Consider the following 22,153-nt stretch of genomic DNA (forward strand, 5'->3'; position numbering starts at 1 on the left):
TGGTTGGACGGTGACTCGAAAGATGTCCTTGGCGAGAAGCCCGGCCGCGTCGCGCACCCAGACACTGATGGTGGTGACGCCTGTCGCATTCGGCGCTGGAGTGATCTTCAGCGTACGATTCGCCCCGCTGCCGCCGAGTACAAGTCCGGAGCTGGGGACCAACGCGAGATTCGAGCTTGCCACCGCCACGGACAGCGCACCTGGCGCAGTTTGGACGTCGCTAACCACAAAGGAACGAAGCGGGATCGACTCGCCCACGAGCGTCGTAACGTTCGTCAGGTTGGTCATCGTGGGAGGAGTATTCACGCTGGGGTCAGTGACCGTCACGCGAAACACGTCGGACTTGGTGAGACCGCCAGCGTCTCGCACTGTCACCGTAATGTCGCTGAATCCGGTCGCTCCGGTTGTCGGCCGCACACTTAAGTTGCGGTTGGCGCCGCTGCCACCGAGGATCAATCCAGTCGACGGCACCAGCGCCGGATTGGAGGAAGTCGCCGTGACGACGAGCGCCGAAGCCGCGGTTTGCACATCGGCGATCGTGAAGGTGCGCAGCGGAACGGTTTCGCCAACATTCAGAGAGACATGGGCAAAGTCGGAAATCGTCGGCGGCGTGTTCGTCGGGCCGGACGACGCGAACACGACGTATGCTGCGAAGGGACCGGGAGTCGGCACGTTGAGCGAACCGCCGTTGTAAACGCCGCTGGTGATCGGAGCGCCCCACAGATTGGTGGGATCCATGATCCGGTACGTATCGCCGGACTTCAGAAAGGTTCCCGGGTTGACGAGCACTTGCGTCGCCCCGAGATGGTTCATGATGGCGAGATTCGCCCGGCGGGAGTCGTAGGCGTTGACGTTGAAAAAAACGCGCGGCGACGCCGGAACGGCGACGGGCACGCCGTCGACCGTCGGCTGAGCGTCGGTGAGGCCCCATTCCCAATTGTTGTTGGTGGTGATCTCGGAGAATTCTTTGTATTCGATTTCGCCGCGGACGTGGTTGTTCCGGACCACGATGCCATCGCCGCCGTCGACCCAGCCGAGGCGGATGTCGACGCCGTAGGCGACGTTGTTTTCCACCAGGATGTCATGGATCGGCGCTTCGCCCCCGACGAGCGCGTCGTGCTTGGAACTGGGCACGTCGTCAAAGAAGATGTTGCGGGCGATGTAAAAGCGATCAACCGACGTATTGGCGGAACCGTACGCTTGCAGCGTGCGTGTGTAATTGTCGAACGCCAGGTTGTCGGTGATGTACTTCCAGCCGTCGGCGCCGTTCTGTGCGTAGAACGCTGGGCCGTGCGGGCGGTCCGGTCCCAGCCAGCCGTTATCGTAAATGATGTTGCCGTGCAACTCGCTGCTGCCGCCGACGCTGCGGGAAAACGTGATGCCCTGGGCATTGTCGCGAACCACGTTGTTGACGAATTTGATCGCGTAGCCAGACGTGATCTCCACTCCGCCGGCCGGACGATTCAGATCCGCCGGATAACTCGAGCCGGAAATCGTGCTCGTTCGGTTGCCCGTCACGTTTTCGGAGACGATCACTTCCAATCCTGTGATCGTGAGATATTGGCTGGACGTGCCCTGGGATACATGCAGTCCGCCATCGATGATCGCGTGCTCATCGAAGTACGGTCGCACCGTCACCGGCGCGCCTTCGGCGCCGTCGAGATGGAAGCCATACCCGGTGCTGCCATGCGAGCGATCCGGATGCCGGTAAGCGCCGCCGCGCAGAAAGAGCGTGTCGCCGGGATCGATCACGTTGACGTTGTTGAGCGCGGTCGTGAGGTCCCAAGGCGAATCGAACGTGCCGGCGTTGGTCGCGACGCCGGTCGGCGCGGCGAACCAATCGGCCAGCAGTCGCCTGACCTCAAGTCTTTCGAAGCCTCCGAGGATTTTGTTTCGTCGCGGTTTGCATCGGTGGTTGTTGATCAATGAGCCATGAGCGCGGATTGATGGATTCACGTTCGCCTGGTTGCCTATCTGGTGCTCCCGCTTCAACAACATTCGGCCCCGACGAGTTGAAGCGTTCTCATCTAAGAGGCGTCCGTGAAACATGTCAACCGCATGGACGGGGGGACGGGAACGCTACCTGCGAAGGGCGAGCGACCGACGACGAAGTTCTGGGCATCGCTGGTGAAAGAATGGAGGCGTCGCGTAGGCAGCCATTGATTCGTCAGTAACACGCATCGCAGCAAGCGATTATGCGCGCATGTTGGCATCCATCGGCTCGATCTCGACAGGCAGTCTCACTTGGGCAATGCATCCTTAGAATTGCGGCAAGCCCCGAAAGTAGTTCGCCAAATTTCCAGAATTTGCAGCGAACTTTTGCTCGTCGACATTGACACTTTCCTTCATAGCCACCATCACCTCGAGAGGTTTCCACGATCCATGTGAGTGCGGGGACACTTGCCTGAGCTCGCGAACTGAAGGCAAATCAATCAGCCTGGATTGTCATGAACCAATTGCAGGCCCGCTAGCGGTCGTTCCAGCGTCCTAAGTGAACCGCTGCTCCTCCTTGTGGGCGGCACTCGGTTTGCGTATCGCCAGACTTCCATGAAACCACGCACAGTCAAACAAACCGCACACGAATCGTCCGCTGCCACGGGACTGATACTCATCCAGATCGATGGCTTGTCGATCGCTCGGCTGCGCCGCGCCACGACGATGGGCGCCATGCCGTTCTTGAAGCGGCTGCTGGATCGGAATGAGTACCAACTGAGGACCATGTATTCCGGTCTGCCCAGCACGACGCCCGCGGTCCAAGGCGAGCTGTTCTACGCGGTACAACAAGCGGTGCCCGCATTCGGGTACGTGCCGCGCGGCGCCGCGGAACCGGTATGGATGAACGACTCCGAACAAGCGGAACGTGTCGAAGCTACGCTCTGTTCGCAGCAGGATGGAATCTTGCAGGGCGGCAGCGCCCACAGCAACATTTTCTCCGGAGGGGCCGCGGAGCCTCGTTTTTGTGCCGCGACGATGGGCGGGGGCACTAAGGACAAATCGGCGCGTTCCGGCCCGAGCGTGCTGCGCGCGATGCTGCAAACGCAGTCATTGCTGCGCGCGGCGGGCGAAACCGCCGTCGAATTGGGCGTTGCCGTTTACGACTTCGCCCAAGGCGTGTTGCAGGGACACCTGGTCCGTCCGGAAATGCGAATCATTCCCTCGCGCGTCGCGGTCGGAGTGCTGTTGCGCGATGCCATCACCAGCGCTGCCTGCTACGACGCGGAACGCGGCTTGCCGGTGATTCAGCTCAACTACTTGGGCTACGACGAGAAAGCCCATTGCCGGGGGCCGGGTTCCCGATTTGCGTTTCGCGCATTGCGCGGAATCGATCGCTCGATTCAACGCATCTGGAAAGCGGCGGCGCGGTCCGATGCGCGAAAGTACCAGCTCTGGGTTTACTCCGACCACGGTCAGGAGGAAGTTGAACCGTACGAACCCAAGTATGGGCGCACGCTGCAGGAAGCGGTCGAAGCAATTTGGAACGTGGCGCCACAAGGCGGAAAGCGCCACGCAGCGTCGGCGACGCGCGCTCGCGCGGGTTGGCTCGGCGGCCGCTGGAGCAAATATGCCGGCGGAAGTCCTGAAAAAGCAGCGACCGATGGTGAGCGGCCGGAGGTGTCGGCAATTGCGATCGGTCCCCTGGGCTACATTTACACGCGCGATCCGCTGAGCACAGACCAGCGTTTGGAATTCGCGCGCCGTCTCGTCGCCGAAGCGAATGTGCCTGTGGTCGTCGCCGCGATGAGTGAGCAGGCAACTCGGGCCCTGACTCCGCAAGGGGAGTTTCAGTTGCCCGCCGATGCGGCGCAAGTGCTTGGAGCGGAACATCCGTTCCTACAAACTGCGGCCGAGGATCTATGTAAGCTCTGTCGCCATCCTGACGCCGGCGAACTGTTGATCTGCGGCTGGCGTCCCCACGAAACGCCCCTCACCTTTGTACAGGAAGTAGGAGCGCATGGCGGGCCTGGGGCGAATGAATGCTCCGCATTCGTACTTGCGCCGCAGGACGCGGACATTGATTGGGATGACGCGACCCTTTTTCGGCCGACTGATTTGCGAACCGCGATCGGGCGCACGAGAGATCAGGCGAGCGTTCCGGCCGCTGCTACGGCGCGATCGGCGCAACGCACTTCAGCCAAGTCTCTGCGCGTCATGACCTACAACGTTCACTCCTGCCGCGGAGCGGATGGGCAGTTGTCGCCGGAACGAATTGCACAAGTGATCGAAGCGAGCGGCGCGGACGTAGCGGCTTTGCAAGAACTGGACGTGCGGCGCCGCTCGAGCGCTCACGTCGATCAGGCCCAACGCATCGCCGAGTTGCTCGGTTGGCAGGCGTATTTTCATCCTGCCCGCAAATGGTCCGACGAAGAATACGGCGATGCGATCCTCAGCCGTTTTCCGATTCGTCTCGAATACGCCGCCGCGTTGCCAGGCGCCGAGTGGGAGGATCGCCAGGAACCGCGCGGCGCCATCTGGGTGGAATTGGATGTCGATGGCGTGGCTGTCCAAATCGTGAACACGCACCTCGGCCTGACCCGACGCGAACGCACTTTGCAAATCCAGACGCTGCTGGGCGCCGATTGGCTGGGGAATGAACGCTGCCGCGAGCCGCTGATCTTTTGCGGCGACCTCAATGCGCTGCCGCGGTCGACTGTCTATCGATCGCTGTCCGGAAGTCTGCAAGACGTGCAACGTGCCAGGAATGGGCGGCGCTTTGCTACGTTTCCAAGTCGCCTGCCGCTGCTGAGCCTCGATCACATCTTCACGCGCGGGCTGGAAGTATTGAGCGTCGAATCACCGCGCAATCGGCTCGCACGTCGGGCGTCGGACCACTTGCCATTGCTGGCCGAGCTGAGGTTCTAAATGGTCGGCAAGCGTCGCGATTGGCGCAGCAGGCCTCAGGTTGATTGCCGCTTGGCCAGCCCTTTTCGCCTTTGCGCGCGTTGCTGATTTCTGGCGCGAAGTAATGATCGGCGCCTAATCACCACACGCGGAACGTGGTTTGCCTACGGTCACGCCGGAACCGGACAAAACGTCCAAGAAAGCCACGGACATGCTGCAGTTCGACTTGGACAGCGAACTGTTGACGATCGCGAACTACCGTCGGCGCATCCGGCAAGCGGAAATGCTCGGCGAATACGCCCTGTGCGAAATCATCCGTGAAATCGTCAGGCAGGAACAGGAACATGCGATTGATCTTGCCATGGCGCTCGGCATTGACGTGCCGGCGATTCCGAAGCTGGATGGAGACACGAAGTAAGCTGCCGAGTAGTGTCGCGCGAGACCAAGCGGTCGGAGCGCACCGACGCCGTCACACGCTCAGGGCGACGTGCCAAGCGTCATCAAGTACGCCAAAAGGTCGGCCGCGTCTTGGGCCGTGACGTCACGGAGGATCAACTCCGGCATCAGGGACTGCTCGCGCTTTTCCATCGCGTCGATTTCCTTGACGTCGATCCACATCATGTTGCCGGTCGCTTCCCGGAGCACGACGTGGTGATCATTTTTTTCGATGACGAAGCCGAGCAGGACTTGGCCGGACTTGGTTTCGATGATGTACGGAAAATACTCCGGCGCGATCGCTTTAGACGGTGACAGAATTGTCTCCAGCAGTGCGCCGCGTTCGTACTTGCGCCCAATTTGGCTCAGTTCTGGCCCCACGTTCGCGCCCTCGCCCCGCACGGCGTGACAGTTCTTGCACAATGCGGCGCTACTCTCGAAGAAGATGCGCTTGCCGCGCGCCGCGTCGCCCGCGAGGGCCAGGATCTCCTCCGGCTTGACGCGTTCTCCCAGTCGCTCCGGGAGTTGGTCCGCGGGAATGTACTTTTCATACATGATACGGACATTGACGTCCGGATGCGCCGTCGCTAGCTTGAGCGTCTGCTCGCGCAGATCGGCCGGCAACTCCGCTTGTTCCAGCATGCGCAACATGAAGTAAGCGCCGCCGGTGGCTGTCATGAGTTGCGCGGCGAGCGCGGAACGTTCCGCAAGGCTGTGTTGATGATCCACCAGCAACGCGCGGAACGCCCCCCAATCTTGCAACTCGACGAGCGCCGCCATCGCAGGCTCGTGAAGATTGGTGTCGGGAGCCAGCAACAACTTTTGCATGACTTCGCGCGTCCCTTCGGCCTCCATGGCGACGGCGGCGCGAATGGCGGCGAGCCGTAGCTCGCGCGGCTGTTGCGCGTCCGCGATCATTGTGATGACGTCCGGGCCGAGTCCGCGCAGTCCTTGCCGCGCGATCACTTCGAGCGCCAATTCGCGCCAATCCGGTTGCCGGAGCATGGCGCGCAGCATGTCGCGCAACACGTCTCGCTCGGCGAGATCGCGCCAAGAGTCGCCGAGATTGGCGGCCAGCATTTGCCAGGCGCGGCGGCGCATGGAAGCGTCCGCATGCTCGTCCGTGGCCACGCGCAGCACGGCTTCCCCAGCGGCCGCGGAGGGATTCAACGCCAACTGCTCGAACAGCACGCGGCGCTGTGCTTCATTCAGATCAGGCGCGGAGAGCGATTGCACAATGATCGCCGTCACCGCCTCTGGGGCGAGCAATTGGGCCAGGGCGAATTGTTCCGGCCGCACGCCGCCGTTCTGATTCCAATGCTCGAACAGCGCCGGCTTGCGGCCCGTGGCGGCGATGTTCAGCGATTCCAGTTCATAGCGATCAGCGCCGTCGAAGCGCTTGGCCAGGCGCAACCAAACTCGCTGGGCCGTCGTGTCTGGTAGTTGTGGAATCAGGAATGCCACTTCGCGCCGCACCATCGGCGAGGCGTCGTCGACCAGCGCCACGATTTGCTCGGCATAAGCATCGCCGTGCCGCCGCAGAATGCGGACCGCCAGCGCCCGGAGTTGTTCGTCGGTATGTCGCAGGTGGCGCACGACCAGGCGCCGGGCATCGCCGCCGATGCGATCCAACAGCCACAACGCGCGAGCGCGCACATTAGGCTCAGCGTCGGTCAACATTGCCGTGAGCGCCGGCACACTGGCCTGTCCCTCGGCCAGCAAACGCTCACGGGCCAGAAACTGCGTGGCGAGATTCGGACTGCGCAATGCCACCGCGGCGTCGTCGATCGTCGCATACGGGCCGGGCTTGTCGGCGCGTGCTAGCGATCTGTCTTTGGGCTTCATCATAAAGATGCGGCCGCGGTCCGGGTCGTTGTAAGCATGGCCGCCGACGCCGCCGTCGTACCAATCGCTGACGTATAGCTCACCGCTCGGCCCCGCGCAGATATCGTCCGGGCGAAAGTACGGGTCGCCCTCGGTGGCCATGATGATTTCGCTCGTGGCCGTCATGCCATAGCCTTTGGGCGTGTGCGGATACTTGCGCACTTCGCGCGGCCCGGCGTCGCAATGCAGCGGCGTGTTCTTGAGCGCCGCGCCGAACGCGTCCCCTTCGTAGTAACAGATGCCGCACGGCGAGCCAAAGCCGGTGACCAGCGTGCCAGGCACGAAGCCGGGTTGGTAACCGCGAAAGTGCCAGGCCTCGCGATAGGGGATGCCGACGGGTACGCGCGCGTCCAGTTCATTGCGGGCGAACGGCGGGCGGCCGAACCAGCCGTAGTTGCCGAAGTCCATGATCCAGCAGATGCGGACGCTTTCGTTGCCGTCGTTGTCGTTGTCAGAGAGGAACGATTCGCCGAACGAGCTGACGCAGACTTCGTAGATATTGCGGAAATTGACCGCCACGGTTTCCAAGCGGCTGCCGTCCAATTCGCCGCGCAGCACCGAACCCCATTCGAATTGAATGTGCGAGCCGTCCGTGCCGGTCACATCAAAACCTTCGTCGCCGTGGGCCATCCACCACTTGTGATCGGGGCCGAGCACGAGGCTATGCGCGCCATGGTCGTGATTGCGTCCGCCGAAGCCAGTGAGCAGTTTCTTTGGCGGCCCGTCGGCCTTGAGATCCCCATTGCGATCTTCGTAGACCCAGAGATCGGGGCTGGTCGCGACATAAACCTTGTCGCCGGCCACGCAAATGCTCATGGGTGCGAAGAGACCCTCGGCAAAGGTGGTTACCTTATCGGCGCGGCCGTCGCCGTCCGTGTCTTCGAGGACCTTGATCTTATCGGCGGGCGGATCCTTGGCGGCGCCGCGATACCACTGAATCTCCGCCACCCAGACGCGACCATGCGTATCGACGTCGATCGCTGACGGGTTCGTGATCAGCGGCTCCGCGGCGAACAGCACCGCCTCCATGCCCTCGGAAACGCGCAGCGTGGCGAGCTCCTGCTCCGGCGACATCTGCGCCTGGACCGGAGCAGACACGAGACACCAAGCGACCAACGCGGCTGGGAAGACGGCGGCAAACAGTTTCATCGTGGGGGCTCATCGCAGTGGGGTGCGCAGTGCGCCGAGCCGGCGGAGTCGCCAGCCACGGCTCGCCGATTCTAGCCTGCCGCGAGTTGCGTTCGCAATTCTCGACCGTGAAATTCCAGGGCAGATAACTGATCTGTAGGAGGCGACTCCCGACGCCCATGGCGCGGACGCGGATCGCAGGTTCCGGCCGTGAATCGTGAAATGGATCAACTCCATCGGCGTCGCGAGACGCCTCCTATAGCCACTGCTATCGCCCGTGCGCCAGCACAGCGGTGCTATCAAGAGAAATTTTACAACTTTATGCTTTTAGTTCGCGGGGGCAGCGTTATACTTCCGGCACGTCGCGAAGAACTGCGACGCGATCGAACGGCGGAGGCGTGAAGTTCGATCAAGCTGATTTCGAATTCTTCGAATCTGGGAGGGAACCCATGAGCAGGACCCGAATTCCGTTGAGCATCGTCGATCAGCGCGCCAAGGAAATGCAGGAACGGTTGGAAATGAGCACGGCCGAAATCGGTCTCTCCGTGCGGACCACGAACTGCCTAGAAGAAAGGGGCATCTTCACCGTCGAGGATCTCCTCAACACCTCACGTGAAGATCTATTGGCGATTTCCAACTTCGGCGAAAAGACCCTGGACGAAGTCTACAAGTCGCTCGAAAGCATCGGCTTTTTGCGCAAGGCCAAACGCGAGGCCCTGGCCGTCGCGTAGCGCATGTTCGAGCGATCTCGCGAGCCCGCGGGCGAAGTGACGACAACCTCCGGCCACCGGCAGCGCCTCACGGCGTTGCCAATGTTGTCACTTCGCCCTTTTTTCTTTGCGCCACGGCGCGAGACAGATCGTCAATGATTTAAGCGAGCTACCGGCGTGTTGTGGCATGGTCTCCCGACCATGCCGCCCGTGCGACCGCAGGTCTCCATTCTCTGGTATGACGTAAACCGGGAGACCTTCGGTCGGCCGCGTGGCACGGTCGGGAGACCGTGCCACAACAGCGCCTGTCCCACAACAGCGCCTGCTCTGCTCAGTTACGGGAGATCCGACACGTGACAGACGACTACCGGCTCGTCGTTGGATACAGTTGCCCCGTCGAAGGATAACCGGTCGTGCGGCCTGCGCCGCCGAGGGGCTCGACGGTGACGTCGTCGAGATGCACTTCGCCCAATCCGGACAAGGCAAAAGTCGCGGCCACGCTGCCGGAGTCGCTGACGACGCGGTAGAGTGTGAACTCGCGCCAGCCGCGCGTGGCGCCAATGCGTTCTGCGAGTGCTGGTCCGCCGAGTGAGTCGCCGATCATCAATCCATCGACGCTGCCGACGATCGGCGAAGCGACTTTCAGCCAGCCATGAATACGCACCCAAGTGCCCGGTGCAAACGGCACCGGTGGCGCGCTGATCCAGACGGGGGGCGATTCGATCATCGCCGGCGGTGATTTCGGATCGGCCGCTGTGGCTCGCAATCGCAATCCAAGTTTGCCGGACCGCGCCGCTTGCGGGGCGAGTTCCACGACCGTCTTCACGCCATTCTCGGCGTGTTGAATATGCTCCCAGCCGCCGGAAACCAAGGCGTCGAGATTCTCGAAGTTACCCCCATTGAGTTGGTTTCGGCCTGGTTGCACACCGTTCAGCGTCTCCACCATCCGCCAATGTTCCGGCAACGTGGCGAAGCCCACTGCCAATGGACTACTGGCTGGCGTACCGAGTTTGGCGACCGCGGCTTCCCAATGTGAGCGCTCGATCAAGCGCAAGGCTCGCGTCGAGCGATGGGCCAAGATGTACGCGGTCTTGTAGTCTTGTGCGACAAGCCGTAGCTCGGCCTGCTCGATGATCCGTCGCGAGACCACGCGCCAATCCTCGGCGCTGGTCACCGCTTGTGCATTGACCGTCAACGTGCGATCGATCTGATCGACCAGACTCAGTTTTTCCAATGCCAGGTCAACGGACAACTTCGCCGCCTGGGCGCGACTGCGCTGGATGCCGGTGGTGATCGCGCTCAGCACTCGCGGATCGCCGGTCAGCAGAATCAGCGAGGTCACGCCAAACTCGTCGAGCGTCACACGCGTGCCGCCGGTGACGCGTTGTTTGCGAATCGCGTTCAATCCGGCAGGCGTCAATTCATAAGGTTCGTGCGATGCCGGAACGCCGGGCACGGTGAACGAAATCTCATTGCCCGCCGATTGTCCTGGAACGAACTGCGCGCCGGCGCCGCACCAGATCGGAATCAACAGCCGTGCGTTCTCCGTTTGCAGCACTGCGGCGGTGAGTTCACGATTGCCGGAAACCGAGATTGCCGACAATTGCCCCGCCGCGACGAATGGCTCGATGATTTCCAGTTCCAGGTTGAGCGATTCCAGCGCCTTGGCGCGCGTCCGCGTGGCCTGGTCCTGGTAGTCAAGCGGAGAGGATGAACGGAAGCTAAACCCTCGCGCCCCCGCGGCCAGCGCCTGAAACACCAGCATGCGAATCTGTTCCGGCTCGACGCCGGCGCGGCGCTGATCCTTGCCGGTGAAGAGCGACTGTTGCTCCAACAGCAACGGATCGAGCTGCGTCTGGATGCTCGCCCACAGCGGCGTTCCAGGGGCAAGCAATCGCGGACGTTCGCGGAGCCAGGTGCCGTAGTCGGCCAGTTCCAGACTCGTCCCGAGCGGCGATCGCTCCGCCACGATCGCGCCGACCAGGCGGCTATATGAGCGCAAATCGGCGACAGGGCTGCACACCAGCGGCCGCGCGCGAAAGCGGTCGGCGCGGCGCACCTCGTCGGCGAGCTGCGACGTCCGATCCAGGTCGCCCACGGCCAGGTTATGCCCCAAATCCCAGGCGAGCACCGGATCGTAAACTTCGCCAATCGTTTCGCCCGCGGCGTCCATGTTCATGGCCGCGTCGCCCGTAGGCGGCGGGGGCGAGACGATCCACAAGCCGAGCGCCGCCGCTTCGGAGGCGAATTGCTCGCTCGGCGGAGTCGCCAGACGTAAGGCGTTGAAACCGCGCTCCTGTAAGAATCGCAGCGATTCCCCCTGATATTCGATCATCCGCGGCAGGAACGGGCGATTGTCCACGAGCAACACCGGACCTCGCATCCGCACGCGACCGGCGGCCGAGGCGTCGTCACCGCTTGCCACGCCCGAGGGACGCTCGATATACGCCGCCGGGACAACGCCACCGTTGTCGACGGCGCCTTGGATTTCCAAATCGTCGATCCAGACGTCGGTGCGTCCTTCGCCAGCGTACATGTTCAGGACCACGCTATGGAGATAGGCCCCGCGCGTATCGATATCGCGGCCCAAGCGGGACCGCAGCAGTTGCGCTTGCCGGGCGACCAGGACGGGGAGGTCGTCGACCGATAGATTTTGCCACTTACCGTCGCCTCGTGAGGATGCGCCACGGACGAGGCAAGTAATCGGCCGTCCCGTCGCTTCATCCACCGCGCGGGGAAATGCCAGCCGGGCCAGAATCTGGATGCCAGGCCGTTCGCAGGCGACCCAAAGGCTGGGCCGCAACTCGTCGATCAGCCGGAACGGCGGCGTCCGGTGCTCGAAGTACAGTGTGGCCCCGTGCCCCGCTGTGAACTGAACGTGCTCGCTCCAGGCGCCGAAATGGGCTGCCGAACTGGAACGCTCGTGTTTCTCGATGCGATGCGGTGCGTCCGATTCGGCAACTGCCCAGGACGTCGTCGGGGATTCAAAGTCTTCGCGCCAGGCCGATTGCGCGTCGGCCGACGGAGCCAGGGCCGTACAGACCGCCAACAGCGCTAGACTCAACAGTTTGTAGCGCAGGTAACGCATCGGGAGCGGATCCGTCCTATTCCCGGGACCAAAAACTCATTCGAGAAGTGGCGAAACGACATCGCGGCGTTGCGGCACTCCTGTCGGCGCAAGTGGCTATGCTAGCTGGCTTTACGAAACAACGCCAGAGCAATGGTGGCGTTTCGGCAACGCGACCTTCCGGTGCGTCGACTCCGAGTCGTTCACTTAAGTCGTTGTATCGTAACGCGTTACGATGCGGAGGCCGGTGGCGTATTGCGATCCGGCATGGGGTCTGCTCTAGGTGAAGTCGTCGCCTGAGCCAACACTGGAGCTAGAGCCACAATGAGCCACGTCTCTCGTATCGTCCAAACCAGCAGCGAAGAATTGCCGCAAGATCTCCTTGACCTGGAAAGTGCCATTCGGGCCCTGCCGATTGAGCTGCGTCAGACCGTTGTGCCGGCCCTGGACAAGGTCATTGAGAGCACGAAACGCCGCCGCCGCATTCTGAATCTCGTTCAGGACGCCTTGAGCCAGTTGCGGCTCGACATGAAATACCTGATGTTCGACCTCGAAGCCACGCGACGCGAACGGGACGAGTTTCGCCGCCAACTGGGCGTCGACGAAGGTCAGGAACAGTAATTCCAGGGCAATTCGGGGGCGGTTTCGAGCAATGCCGCCATCCCCCATCTGGTTCTTGGGATTTCTTTCTCCCAAGTAAGTCTTTGCGCCGGAACATTGCGACTTTGCGCGGGTACGAATAGGATAAAACAAGGAACTGGGAAGCAAACACCTCGCGAGGCGCGCGGAGGTCCACCGGTCAGAGGGGCAGACCTCGCCGGAAAGCGGTCGTTGCGCCAAGGTTAACAGGCCATGTCGACGGGCGAGCTCACCGCTGATCAACTCGCTCAGCGCGCATTTGATTTGAATCTTCTGGACGAGCGCCAGTTGCAGGAGATTTGGGCGGAGTTGGGGCGGCGCAACGTCTCGGCCGATGAATTCGCCCAGCAGCTGGTGCGACGGGAATTGCTCACCAGTTTTCAGTTGGAACGGATACTGCGTGGCGAGCGGGCCGGATATTTCTACGGCGACTTCAAGGTCCTCTACCTCGTCGCCTCGGGTTCGTTCGCTCGCGTCTATCGGGCCATTCACAAGGAATCCGGCAAGGTCGTGGCAGTCAAAGTGCTGCGGCGGCGCTACGCGGACGATCCATCGCAGACGGACCAATTCGTGCGCGAAGGGCACCTGGTCAAGACGCTGCTGCATCCGAATATCGTGCCGATTTACGAAGTGCATTCCCGCGGTAGCAGCCATTACCTGGTGATGGAATTCATCGAAGGCTGCAACTTGCGAGAGTTGCTGAGGATGCGCAAGGACAAGAAGCTGCCGGCTGAGGAAGCGACTCGCATCGTCTCCGACGTGGCGAACGGCTTGAAATACTCGTTCGATAAAGGCATCACGCACCGCGACTTGAAGCTGACCAACGTGCTGGTCTCCAGTCGCATGCAAGCCAAGTTGGTCGACTTCGGCCTCGGCGGCGACGAAGGCGTGAACGACGACGGCCCGGAGGACGTGACCAACGCCCGGGCCATCGACTACGCCGGCTTGGAACGCATGACCGGCGCGCGCAAGAACGATCCGCGTAGCGATCTCTACTTTCTCGGCTGCATCTACTATCACCTGCTGACGGGCAAACCGCCGCTCGCCGAAACGAAGGACCGGATTCAACGGCTCAGCAAGTCGCGGTTTCAGGAGGTGACGCCGATTCACAAGATCGAGCCGGGCCTGCCGCGGGCCGTGGTGCATGTCGTAAATAAATCGATGTCGCTCGAGCCCGACAAGCGCTATCAATCGCCGTCGGAAATGCTCGTTGATCTGAAGATCGCGCTCACTCGGCTCAACGAACCGGCCGAGGTGATCGACGCCGAATCGGAACAGGCGATGGAAGAGCGAATGCAAGCGGAACGCCAGAAAATGGCGGCCCTGCTGATTCCGGACTCGCAAAAGCGAATTTGGATGTTCGTGGAGTCGAACGTGCAATTTCAGGACACGATTCGCGAGTTACTGAAAAAGACCGGCTACAAGGTGCTGGTCACCCGCGACCCGGAATTCCCCCAGCGACGTCTCGCAGCGGACGCGCAAGCGTTGGACGGCGTCGTGTTCAGCACGGGAGAATTGGGCGCCGCGGCCTTGGAAGCGTTCAACGCCTTGGCGGCTTCCGACGCCACACGCGAAATGCCGGCGGTGCTGCTGCTGGGCGAAGGACACGGCGCGCTGTTGAAAAAGGCCTCCCTCGCCAAGCATCGTGTCGCTTTGTCGATGCCGGTCAAACTCAAGGAATTCCGCGCCGTACTGACGCATTTGGTCCCGCCGATGTCGACGCCTACGGCGCCCACTTAAGCAACCGACGCCGCTTCGGCCGATTCCGCTTCGCCGACGACGTTGCGGGCGATGACCGTAAACAGCCGCTTCTTTTGGATCGGCTTGGTATCGTAGTCGTCGCAGCCGGCGTCCAGGCATTTCTGCCGGTCGGTTTCCATCGAGTGGGCCGTCAGCGCGACGATCGGACGGCGATATCCCCACGCGCGCAGCCGCGTGGTGGCGGCATACCCATCGACGAGCGGCATCTGCATGTCCATGAGCAACACGTCGTAGGGCTCGCCCCGTTCTTGTGCCGCGAGTGCGTGTTCGAAAGCCGATTCGCCGTTGTCGACAACATCCACCAGGCAGCCGGCTTTGCGCAACAAATGGCTGATCAGCCGCTGATTGTCGGCGCAGTCGTCGGCCAACAGCAGCCGCAATCCCGAGATCACGCATTCGATCGATAGATTCTTAGGCGGTGCGTTTGGCGCTCGCGTGGACACCAGCGAGCTTTCCAACGTAGCACACGGTTCTTCGCTACGCGGTGCGTTCAGCGTGACCGTGAACGTGGAGCCGCGTCGCAACTCGCTGATTACGGAAACGGCGCCGCCGAGCAACTCCGCCAGGCGACTGCAAATCGCCAGGCCCAATCCGGTGCCGCCATACCGCCGCGCTGTCGTGGCGTCGGCCTGGCTGAACGGCATAAACAGCCGGGCGATCTGGTCGGGCGACATCCCGATCCCGGTATCGCGGATTTCGCAAGTCAACGTCGGGCTGGCGTTCGGAGCATCCTCCCAGCGAACCGTCAGGCAGACTTCGCCGGATTCCGTGAACTTGACCGCATTGCCGACGAGGTTGAACAAGATCTGCCGCAGACGCGTGGGGTCGCTGACAATCCAATCGGGCATCGGCTCCACGAACACGGAATGCAACCGAACGGCTTTGGAAGCGGACTTCGGCCGCAGCAGTTCGATGATATCGCCGACGATCTGCGCCGGCGAACAAGCGGTCTGGCTGATTTCCAAACGCCCGGCTTCGATCCGCGAGAGGTCGAGAATGTCGTTAATCACGGTGACCAGGTGCTCGCCATTGCGTTTGATCGTGGCCAGGGCATCGGTCACGGCGTCGCCCTGGATGCTGCGATCGAGAATCAGGTCCGTGTAGCCGAGGATGGCCGTCATCGGCGTGCGGATTTCGTGGCTCATGTTGGCCAGGAACTCGCTCTTGGCCCGGTCGGCGGCCTGGGCCTCGGCCAGCGCGGTGAACAGCGACTCGCGCGAGCGGGACTCGATGCGGTGAAACGCCCACGTGAGCGAATACAGACACACGGTCAGGCCGAGCAGGCTGGAGTATTCGAGAAAATGGTAGCCAGCCGCGCTCAGTTCGCGGTGGAACAAGAATCCTTCTTGGGCGGCGATATACAAGACGGTAATCGACGTGACGCTGGCCGCCGTCCAATAGGCGCCGGAGCGCAATCCGGACAGCGTAATCGCCAGGACGGGCACGGTGGCGAACCACCAGGTGGGCGCCGCGCCGTGTCCCCCTTCGAAGCAGCCGACGAACGTATACACGCTCCAGGCGGTTGCGGCGATGACGTTTCCGCACGCGGCATGGGCGTTCGTCAGCCGGAAGGCCACCATGTCGGCGATCAGGACCACGCCCGCAAAGGCGATGATGCTCGACGAGATCGGGGCGCCGAGATAGCCGAACACGCCCGCGAAGACGGGCACCCAGACCATCATCGCGAGGGCGAAAACCACGAGACGAACGGCCCTGCGCCGCGACTCTTTGTCGCGCATCGCCGCCGCCGGCAGGAAGATTTTCGCTAGCACATCCCGCATGTTCGCTTCCGCCCGATGGGTCGAATCGGCCTGCCGCACCCGAGGGAAGTGTACGTCAAGCCGCCTTCCCGCGCCGGGGGAGAGCCCGTCCCCCGACGCGACGGGGCGTTGGCTCGCGGGGGGCGACCGGCATAGAATCCGTCAGGACTCCTACGATCCTCGCGCAACGCGCGAGCCCACTGCGCCGCACCGAAACGCCCGCCTCTCACGGAACCAGCATGGACCGCGAATCCGACGCTTCTCAGCCTTCCTCACCATTGCCGGGCTCCGGCACCGAATGGGTCGGCCTGCCTGCCGGCGATGGAACGCCGCATCAAATCTACGGGCTGCCGGTGTTGGCGGAATTGCCGAAATTGGAGCAACGTCGCGAACCGCGTGAATGGCAGCCTAAGAAGCGGTGGAAACTGGGCATTGTGCTGTTTCTGTTGACGTGCGCTTCGATGTGGATCTCTGCAAGCCATGCACTAGTGATCTTGGATTGGCGCGGACTGCCGATCCCGATCATCTTTTTCGACGCACTGCTTGAGAGCGACGGACCGGTTTTCATGTTCGCGATGATGTCTGTGTTGTTCTGCCACGAGATGGGGCATTTCTTACAGTCCTTGCGCTACCGCATGCCGTCGAGCGTCCCATACTTCATTCCAATGCCGCTTTCGCCTATCGGCACGATGGGCGCGGTGATCTTAATGTCGGGACGCAATCGAAATCGGAAGGAGCTATTTGATATCGGCCTCTCCGGACCCTGGGCAGGACTGTTGGTTGCGTTTCCGATGCTGTGCTACGGCACAATTGTCGCGAAGATTGTCACGCCAGCGGAACTAGAAAATGCAGTAAAGGTGACGCATTTCCCAGACTGCCTGCTTGTGCAGTGGCTGAATGCGTGGCTTCGTCCTGATCTCGGTCCTTCGCAAGAACTCTGGATGAATCCCTGGTTGCTCGCCGGCTGGGGCGCGACGCTGCTGACGGGCTTAAACATGCTGCCAGTCGGACAACTCGACGGCGGTCATACCGCTTACGCGCTGTTCGGCAAGAGAGCACACTGGTTGGCACGCGCGGCGATGCTTGTCGCCGGCGTGTACATTGTGACAAGCCGCGACTACGGCTGGATTGTCATGTACGGTTTAGTCTTGTTCATGCGCCCTTCTCATCCACCGACTTTGGATGACGCCGAACCCCTCGGCTGGCCGCGCTGGGCGTTGGGCTTCGTGTCGCTGTTCATCCCGGTGATCTGTTTGGCGCCGATGCCGAACTTTTGATCAACGGCGAAACGATTGCCACATTGTCGCCTTTCGCTCCGCGAAAGGGCGGTTTCCTTTCGCGGAGCGAAAGGAGACTATGGCCGATAACGCTAAGGCTACTCCTCCCAGAACCAGGCCGCCGGGTTCCGGCACGGCGAAACTTCGTGCTTCGCCGAAGTGATTGCGCACCGCGTTGAGGTCTTCGATATCCACGCGACCGTTGTAGGGAAACGTGTCGCCTGGGATCGGCTCGCCCGCAGCGCCGAAATTGTTGCGGACCAGGTTGAGATCTTCGACATTCACCACGTCATCGCCGTTGACGTCGCCCGGAATGGGGTCGAGCGGGTCGAGATGGACCGTCCAGGCGACCGATTGCTGGAGCTTGTCCAACTCGATGCGGACCCAGGGCGTGGGATCCTTGGCCTCCGCCTTGATCGTGAAGTCTCCGGATTGAATCCCAAATGCGCGGGGATTGAAGTTCTCTCCGTGAGCCCCTTCGACTTTCACGCCGTTCACCAGCCAACTCACGGTGATGACGTTCGGATCGACCGTATCGACCCAGAGCGAAGCCGGGTTGTCGAGCGTCCCTTGGTTCCCGAGCCAGCCGTCGAGCGGATCGACGATGTCATAGATGTCGAGAATGATTTCCTCGCGGCTCACCGCGTCGAAGGGGCGGTTCAGCGACCGCATCTTCGAGTCGTCCGAAGGGCGGTAAATGTCCTGCTCGTAGTACTTAGCGCCTTCATAAGCGCCGATCGGGCCCACGCCCCGTTCGTTGTAGCCCAACCAATGCGCCCACTTCGCGCCCGTGGGAGACGTGGTGACGTTCGGCTCGCTCGGTTCACCGCCGTTATACTGTTGGCCGCCGCCGTAGGAGTATTCGTCGGCCAGGCCGGCGAAGGAATGGCCTAACTCATGCAGCGCGACCTCGGTCGCACTGGAGTTGCCGCCCGAGTAAACGGCGTACCGTCCGCCGCCGCCGCCGTAGCGTTCGCTGTTCACGGTGACGAGCCGCATGTCGGGAATGAAGGCGCGGTTGAGGTTCGCAGAAATCGCCTGATCCGTCTTGGCCTGATTGACGTAGAGCAGTCGATCGGTAACTCCGTCGAAAAAGTACGTTGCGTCCAAGGCGGTGTCCCGAAATACGCCCTCGGGCGGCACGTCGGCCCCGGATTGGTTCGACGCCTGGTCGATCCGGTGGACGTTGAAGAACTTCTGGTAGCGCGGAAACGGGTTCTGACTCCCCCCGAACATGTAGTTGAGCATCGCCCCGATGTGCGTCAGGTAGACATTGCCCAACTGCGAGGTGGTGTAACCATCGCCAATGAAAACCGCGTCGACCCGGTTTTGCGTCGGGCCGTTGTCGACCATGGTCACAAAGCCGGCCTGAACCGGACTTGATACCGACACAGCCAATGTTAACGACAACGCCAGTAAAGATTTACGCATTGATCCACAGTGGAAATCGAAGGCCGGCGACCGTGCTCCGCGACGGCCATTTGCTAGGCTGGCAGGTGGCTGCAACCAGGTCAATTGGCAGGCTGGCGAATTTGTGGCGGTAATGGCGATTTTTTTATCTCTTTTCGTTTACAGGGTACTTCCACCTAGTTATTCTCACGCGTAGTGCCTAGATGACCCAATCGGTAGTGGGGGGCGGGGCTGCTCCCTAGGTCACGTTGGCGCATCAAGAAAAAAGGGCAGGCAAATGAACAAGACATCTTGGTTGGCAGCGGCTTTGCTGTTGTGCATGACGCCCATGGCGTCGGCGTCGGTGGCATTGGAGTTCAACGACGCCTTTACTGGCGACGACCCAGCCGGCACTCCGGCTTGGTTGACTGCGGTGTTTGAAAACACCGTGGCCAACACGGTCCAATTGACGTTGACGGCAAACCTGCAAGATCCCAATGAATTCAACTCCAACGTCTGGTTCAACTACAGTGGTGCTGACGCAAGCGAGCTGGTGTTCAGCTATGTGTCCGGTATTTTGGGCACGTTCACTGGGGACACAGATCAGTTCAATGGCGGTGCTGGCGTGAAATATGACATCAATGGGGAGTATCCAACTTCCAACAAGAATCCGGCACTTCGGTTTGATGGAGCGGACACGTCCGTCTTCACAATCTTTCGTGCGGCAGGACTCGACGAAAGCGACTTCAATGTGGTTGCTAACTCGGGAGGCAACGTCAACAACCGATTCATTGCGACGGCACACGTGCAAGGCATTGATGGACCGGCTGGTAGCGGTCACATTTATGCGACCGAAGTCGAGGTAGTGCCCGAACCTGCATCTCTGGCCGTTTGGGGCTGCATCGGTTTGATGGGAATTCCCTACGGCATCTATCGCCGTCGCAAGGCGATCAAGGCGTAGATTACAAGACTGCCCGCCAAGAATGATTCGAGCCGCGCTAACTAGCGCGGCTCGTTTCGTTATTGCTTAGCGGAGATTTGCGGGACGCTCGGCCAAGGCGTTCAACAGGTGTTCCGCAGCGCGTTCCCCGCTGGCGATGCACTGCGGAATGCCCACGCCGCGGTAGGCATTGCCGGCCAGGGCGAGGCCGGAATGTTGGCTGATGGCGGCCTCGATCCGGGCGACGCGTTCCACGTGTCCCAGGTGATACTGCGGCATCGCGTTGCGCCAGCGGAGCACGCGGAATAGCTCTGGTTCGCCGTGGGCTCCGATCAATTCTCCAAGCTCGTGTTGGACGATGCGGCGAATCTCCGCGTCGTCGAGTTCGAGTTGCTCCGGACGCATGGCCCCGCCCAGAAAGACGCGGATCAGCAAGCGCCCGTCGGGCGCGCGGCCGGGGAATTTGAGGCTCGCGTAGCTGGCGGCCAAGATTTCGCGCCCCTCGATTTCCGGTACGACGAAGCCGAAGGAGCGCAGCGGCCGCTGAATCTGTTCCTGATGATAGCCCGCGAGCGCCAGGACCGTGCCGGCGTAAGGAATCGCGGCCAGCTCGTCGGACAACGGTCGATCGGCTTCGCGCAGCAACCTCGCCGCCTGCGGCGCGGGCACCGCGAGGATCACGGCGTCGTGTTCCACGGATTCGCCGTTGGAGAGTCGTAGTCGCCACACTTGTCCGACGCGCTCCAGCCGCGTGATCGGCGTGGAAAGCCTCACCGAGGCTGGCGGCAAGGTCGCGGCCAGTCTGTCCACCAATTGTTGCATGCCGCCGCGCAGCGTCATGAACAGGCTATAACGAGCACCGCTACCGATGGATTCTTCCGTAGACGCTGCCGTCGTCCTTTGCCGCCAAACGGCGCGCATCAGCCCGCCGTGGTCGCGTTCCATGTCCCAGAACCGCGTGAGCGCCGCCGCCATGCTGAGTTGCCGGGCATCGGCGGTGTAGATGCCGGAGACCAAGGGCTGCACGAGCCTGTCAAAGGCCTCGCGGCCCAGGCGGCGCGTGACGAACGACGCGAGGCTTTCATCAGCGAGCGATTCCGCGCGGCGCGGAACCAGGCACTCGCTGAGCAATCGCAACTTGCCGCGCCAACTCAAGAGCGGGGAGCGCCATACCTGCCAGGCGTCGTGCGGGGCCATCAACATGAAGCCTTCCGGCACGCGATGCAGAGCGCCGCGGCGAACTACTTCCGCCCCGCGCCGATCCGGCAGCGTGGAAAGCAGCTCCGATTCAAGGCCCAGCCGACGGCATAGCTGCAGCGCTTCCGGCAAGTTGGTAATGAAACTATCGGCGCTGTGCTCCAGCAGATAGCCATCCTCGCGCGTGGAGCGCAGCACACCGCCGAGCCGATCGCTGGCCTCGTAAAGAGTTACCACGCATTCAGCGGATAGCTCGCGCAATCGGTGCGCGGCTGCGAGTCCCGACAGCCCGCCGCCGATGACGGCGATCGATGCCGCAGTGCCATTCGATCGCGGCAACGGGCCGATTGATTCCATCAAATTGTTCGCACAGCGACAGTTACATCCTCAATCCCGCCGGCGACGGTCATCGCATTCTAGCCAGTCGACGCACCTCCGCCAGCCTGCCAGGCTGAACTTGACCCTGACCGCCGATGCATCGTATCGTGTGCGGCCGTTGGGTCCACGGATGGGCTGCTCAAAATCAAGCGGTAAGGATGCCGCGCGCGATGTCGCTGGAACTAATCGTACTGAATTACAACGGCCGGCCGCTCTTGGCCGAATGCCTGCCGTCGGTCGTAGCGGCCGCGCGCGAAGCCTCGCGCCCTGGCCGCGTTACGGTCGTCGACAATGGCTCCACGGACGATTCGCTCGCGTGGCTGCGCGTTCAGCATCCGGACGTCCATGTGGTGCGGTGCGCGAATCGCGGACTGTGCTCGTACAACGAAGTCGTGGCCGCCAGCGACGGGGAAATCGTCATACTGCTGAACAACGATGTGCGGCTGACTCTTGGGGCCATTGATCCGCTCGTCGCTCCGCTCAGCGATGGGAATGCCGCGTTTGATCCGGACTGCTTTCTCACCGCGCCGCGCTGTCTGCGCTTCGATGGGCAAACGCATGAAGGGGAAAAGACTGCCGTGCGTTGGCGGTGGGGACTGGTCGAAGGGACCGCGTTCTTTCCCGGGCACGCCGCGGTGATTCATCAGCCGGATTGGACCGCGGCCGCCGGCTGCGTGATGGCGGTACGGCGCGATCGATTCGTGCAACTGGGCGGGTTCGATCCGCTCTATCTGCCGGGCCGACTGGAA

At 61.9% G+C, this 22,153-nt stretch carries 14 protein-coding genes; 8 read left to right on the forward strand and 6 right to left on the reverse strand.

Going from position 1 to position 22,153, the window contains the following annotated elements:
- Positions 1-1,956: right-handed parallel beta-helix repeat-containing protein (locus SGJ19_03210; GenBank protein MDZ4779242.1), on the reverse strand; the 1,956-nt coding region annotated here is incomplete at its 3' end.
- 591 nt (positions 1,957-2,547) lie between these two features.
- Here SGJ19_03210 and SGJ19_03215 point away from each other — a divergent pair.
- Both SGJ19_03215 and SGJ19_03220 read left to right on the forward strand, forming a co-directional pair.
- Positions 2,548-4,860, forward strand: coding sequence for an endonuclease/exonuclease/phosphatase family protein (locus SGJ19_03215; GenBank protein MDZ4779243.1), 2,313 nt, complete (start codon positions 2,548-2,550; stop codon positions 4,858-4,860).
- A 139-nt stretch (positions 4,861-4,999) separates the two neighbouring features.
- Positions 5,000-5,257 carry a ferritin-like domain-containing protein gene (locus SGJ19_03220; protein MDZ4779244.1) on the forward strand — a complete coding sequence of 86 codons (258 nt, stop codon included), beginning with the start codon at positions 5,000-5,002 and terminating at the stop codon, positions 5,255-5,257.
- 59 nt (positions 5,258-5,316) lie between these two features.
- Here SGJ19_03220 and SGJ19_03225 read toward each other — a convergent pair whose 3' ends face one another.
- Positions 5,317-8,307: a PVC-type heme-binding CxxCH protein gene (locus SGJ19_03225; GenBank protein ID MDZ4779245.1), complete on the reverse strand. Its 2,991-nt coding sequence runs from the start codon at positions 8,305-8,307 to the stop codon at positions 5,317-5,319.
- A gap of 428 nt (positions 8,308-8,735) precedes the next feature.
- On the opposite strand from SGJ19_03225, the gene SGJ19_03230 reads away from it, so the two are divergent.
- Entirely contained in the window at positions 8,736-9,017 is a 282-nt protein-coding gene (locus tag SGJ19_03230) for a DNA-directed RNA polymerase subunit alpha C-terminal domain-containing protein (protein ID MDZ4779246.1), read from the forward strand.
- Positions 9,018-9,360: 343 nt separating this feature from the next.
- Here SGJ19_03230 and SGJ19_03235 read toward each other — a convergent pair whose 3' ends face one another.
- A complete protein-coding gene (locus tag SGJ19_03235; GenBank protein MDZ4779247.1) occupies positions 9,361-12,084 on the reverse strand; it encodes a hypothetical protein in 2,724 nt (907 codons plus the stop codon).
- Between the two features lie 303 nt (positions 12,085-12,387).
- Here SGJ19_03235 and SGJ19_03240 point away from each other — a divergent pair, with 303 nt between their 5' ends.
- The gene (locus SGJ19_03240; GenBank protein MDZ4779248.1) at positions 12,388-12,684 is read left to right on the forward strand and encodes a transcriptional regulator; all 297 of its coding nucleotides are present in this window, start codon (positions 12,388-12,390) and stop codon (positions 12,682-12,684) included.
- A 231-nt stretch (positions 12,685-12,915) separates the two neighbouring features.
- Positions 12,916-14,442 (forward strand): serine/threonine-protein kinase, encoded by a 1,527-nt coding sequence (locus tag SGJ19_03245; GenBank protein MDZ4779249.1) that lies wholly within the window; start codon positions 12,916-12,918, stop codon positions 14,440-14,442.
- Here SGJ19_03245 and SGJ19_03250 read toward each other — a convergent pair.
- Positions 14,439-16,244, reverse strand: a complete 1,806-nt coding sequence (locus tag SGJ19_03250) for an ATP-binding protein (GenBank protein ID MDZ4779250.1) — start codon at positions 16,242-16,244, stop codon at positions 14,439-14,441. The genes SGJ19_03245 and SGJ19_03250 overlap by 4 nt on opposite strands.
- Before the next feature lie 218 nt (positions 16,245-16,462).
- Here SGJ19_03250 and SGJ19_03255 point away from each other — a divergent pair, with 218 nt between their 5' ends.
- Positions 16,463-17,500: a site-2 protease family protein gene (locus SGJ19_03255; protein MDZ4779251.1), complete on the forward strand. Its 1,038-nt coding sequence runs from the start codon at positions 16,463-16,465 to the stop codon at positions 17,498-17,500.
- Here the strand turns inward: SGJ19_03255 and SGJ19_03260 are convergent, their stop codons facing one another.
- Positions 17,501-18,931 (reverse strand): M64 family metallopeptidase, encoded by a 1,431-nt coding sequence (locus tag SGJ19_03260; GenBank protein ID MDZ4779252.1) that lies wholly within the window; start codon positions 18,929-18,931, stop codon positions 17,501-17,503.
- Between the two features lie 322 nt (positions 18,932-19,253).
- Between SGJ19_03260 and SGJ19_03265 the strand changes: the two genes are divergently transcribed.
- Positions 19,254-19,850 carry a hypothetical protein gene (locus SGJ19_03265; GenBank protein MDZ4779253.1) on the forward strand — a complete coding sequence of 199 codons (597 nt, stop codon included), beginning with the start codon at positions 19,254-19,256 and terminating at the stop codon, positions 19,848-19,850.
- A 66-nt stretch (positions 19,851-19,916) separates the two neighbouring features.
- Here the strand turns inward: SGJ19_03265 and hemG are convergent, their stop codons facing one another.
- Positions 19,917-21,383 (reverse strand): protoporphyrinogen oxidase, encoded by a 1,467-nt coding sequence (gene hemG / locus SGJ19_03270; GenBank protein MDZ4779254.1) that lies wholly within the window; start codon positions 21,381-21,383, stop codon positions 19,917-19,919.
- A 191-nt stretch (positions 21,384-21,574) separates the two neighbouring features.
- Here hemG and SGJ19_03275 point away from each other — a divergent pair.
- Positions 21,575-22,153: glycosyltransferase (locus SGJ19_03275; GenBank protein ID MDZ4779255.1), on the forward strand; the 579-nt coding region annotated here is incomplete at its 3' end.

It is taken from the genome of Planctomycetia bacterium, from assembly GCA_034440135.1.
GTDB lineage: Bacteria > Planctomycetota > Planctomycetia > Pirellulales > JALHLM01 > JALHLM01.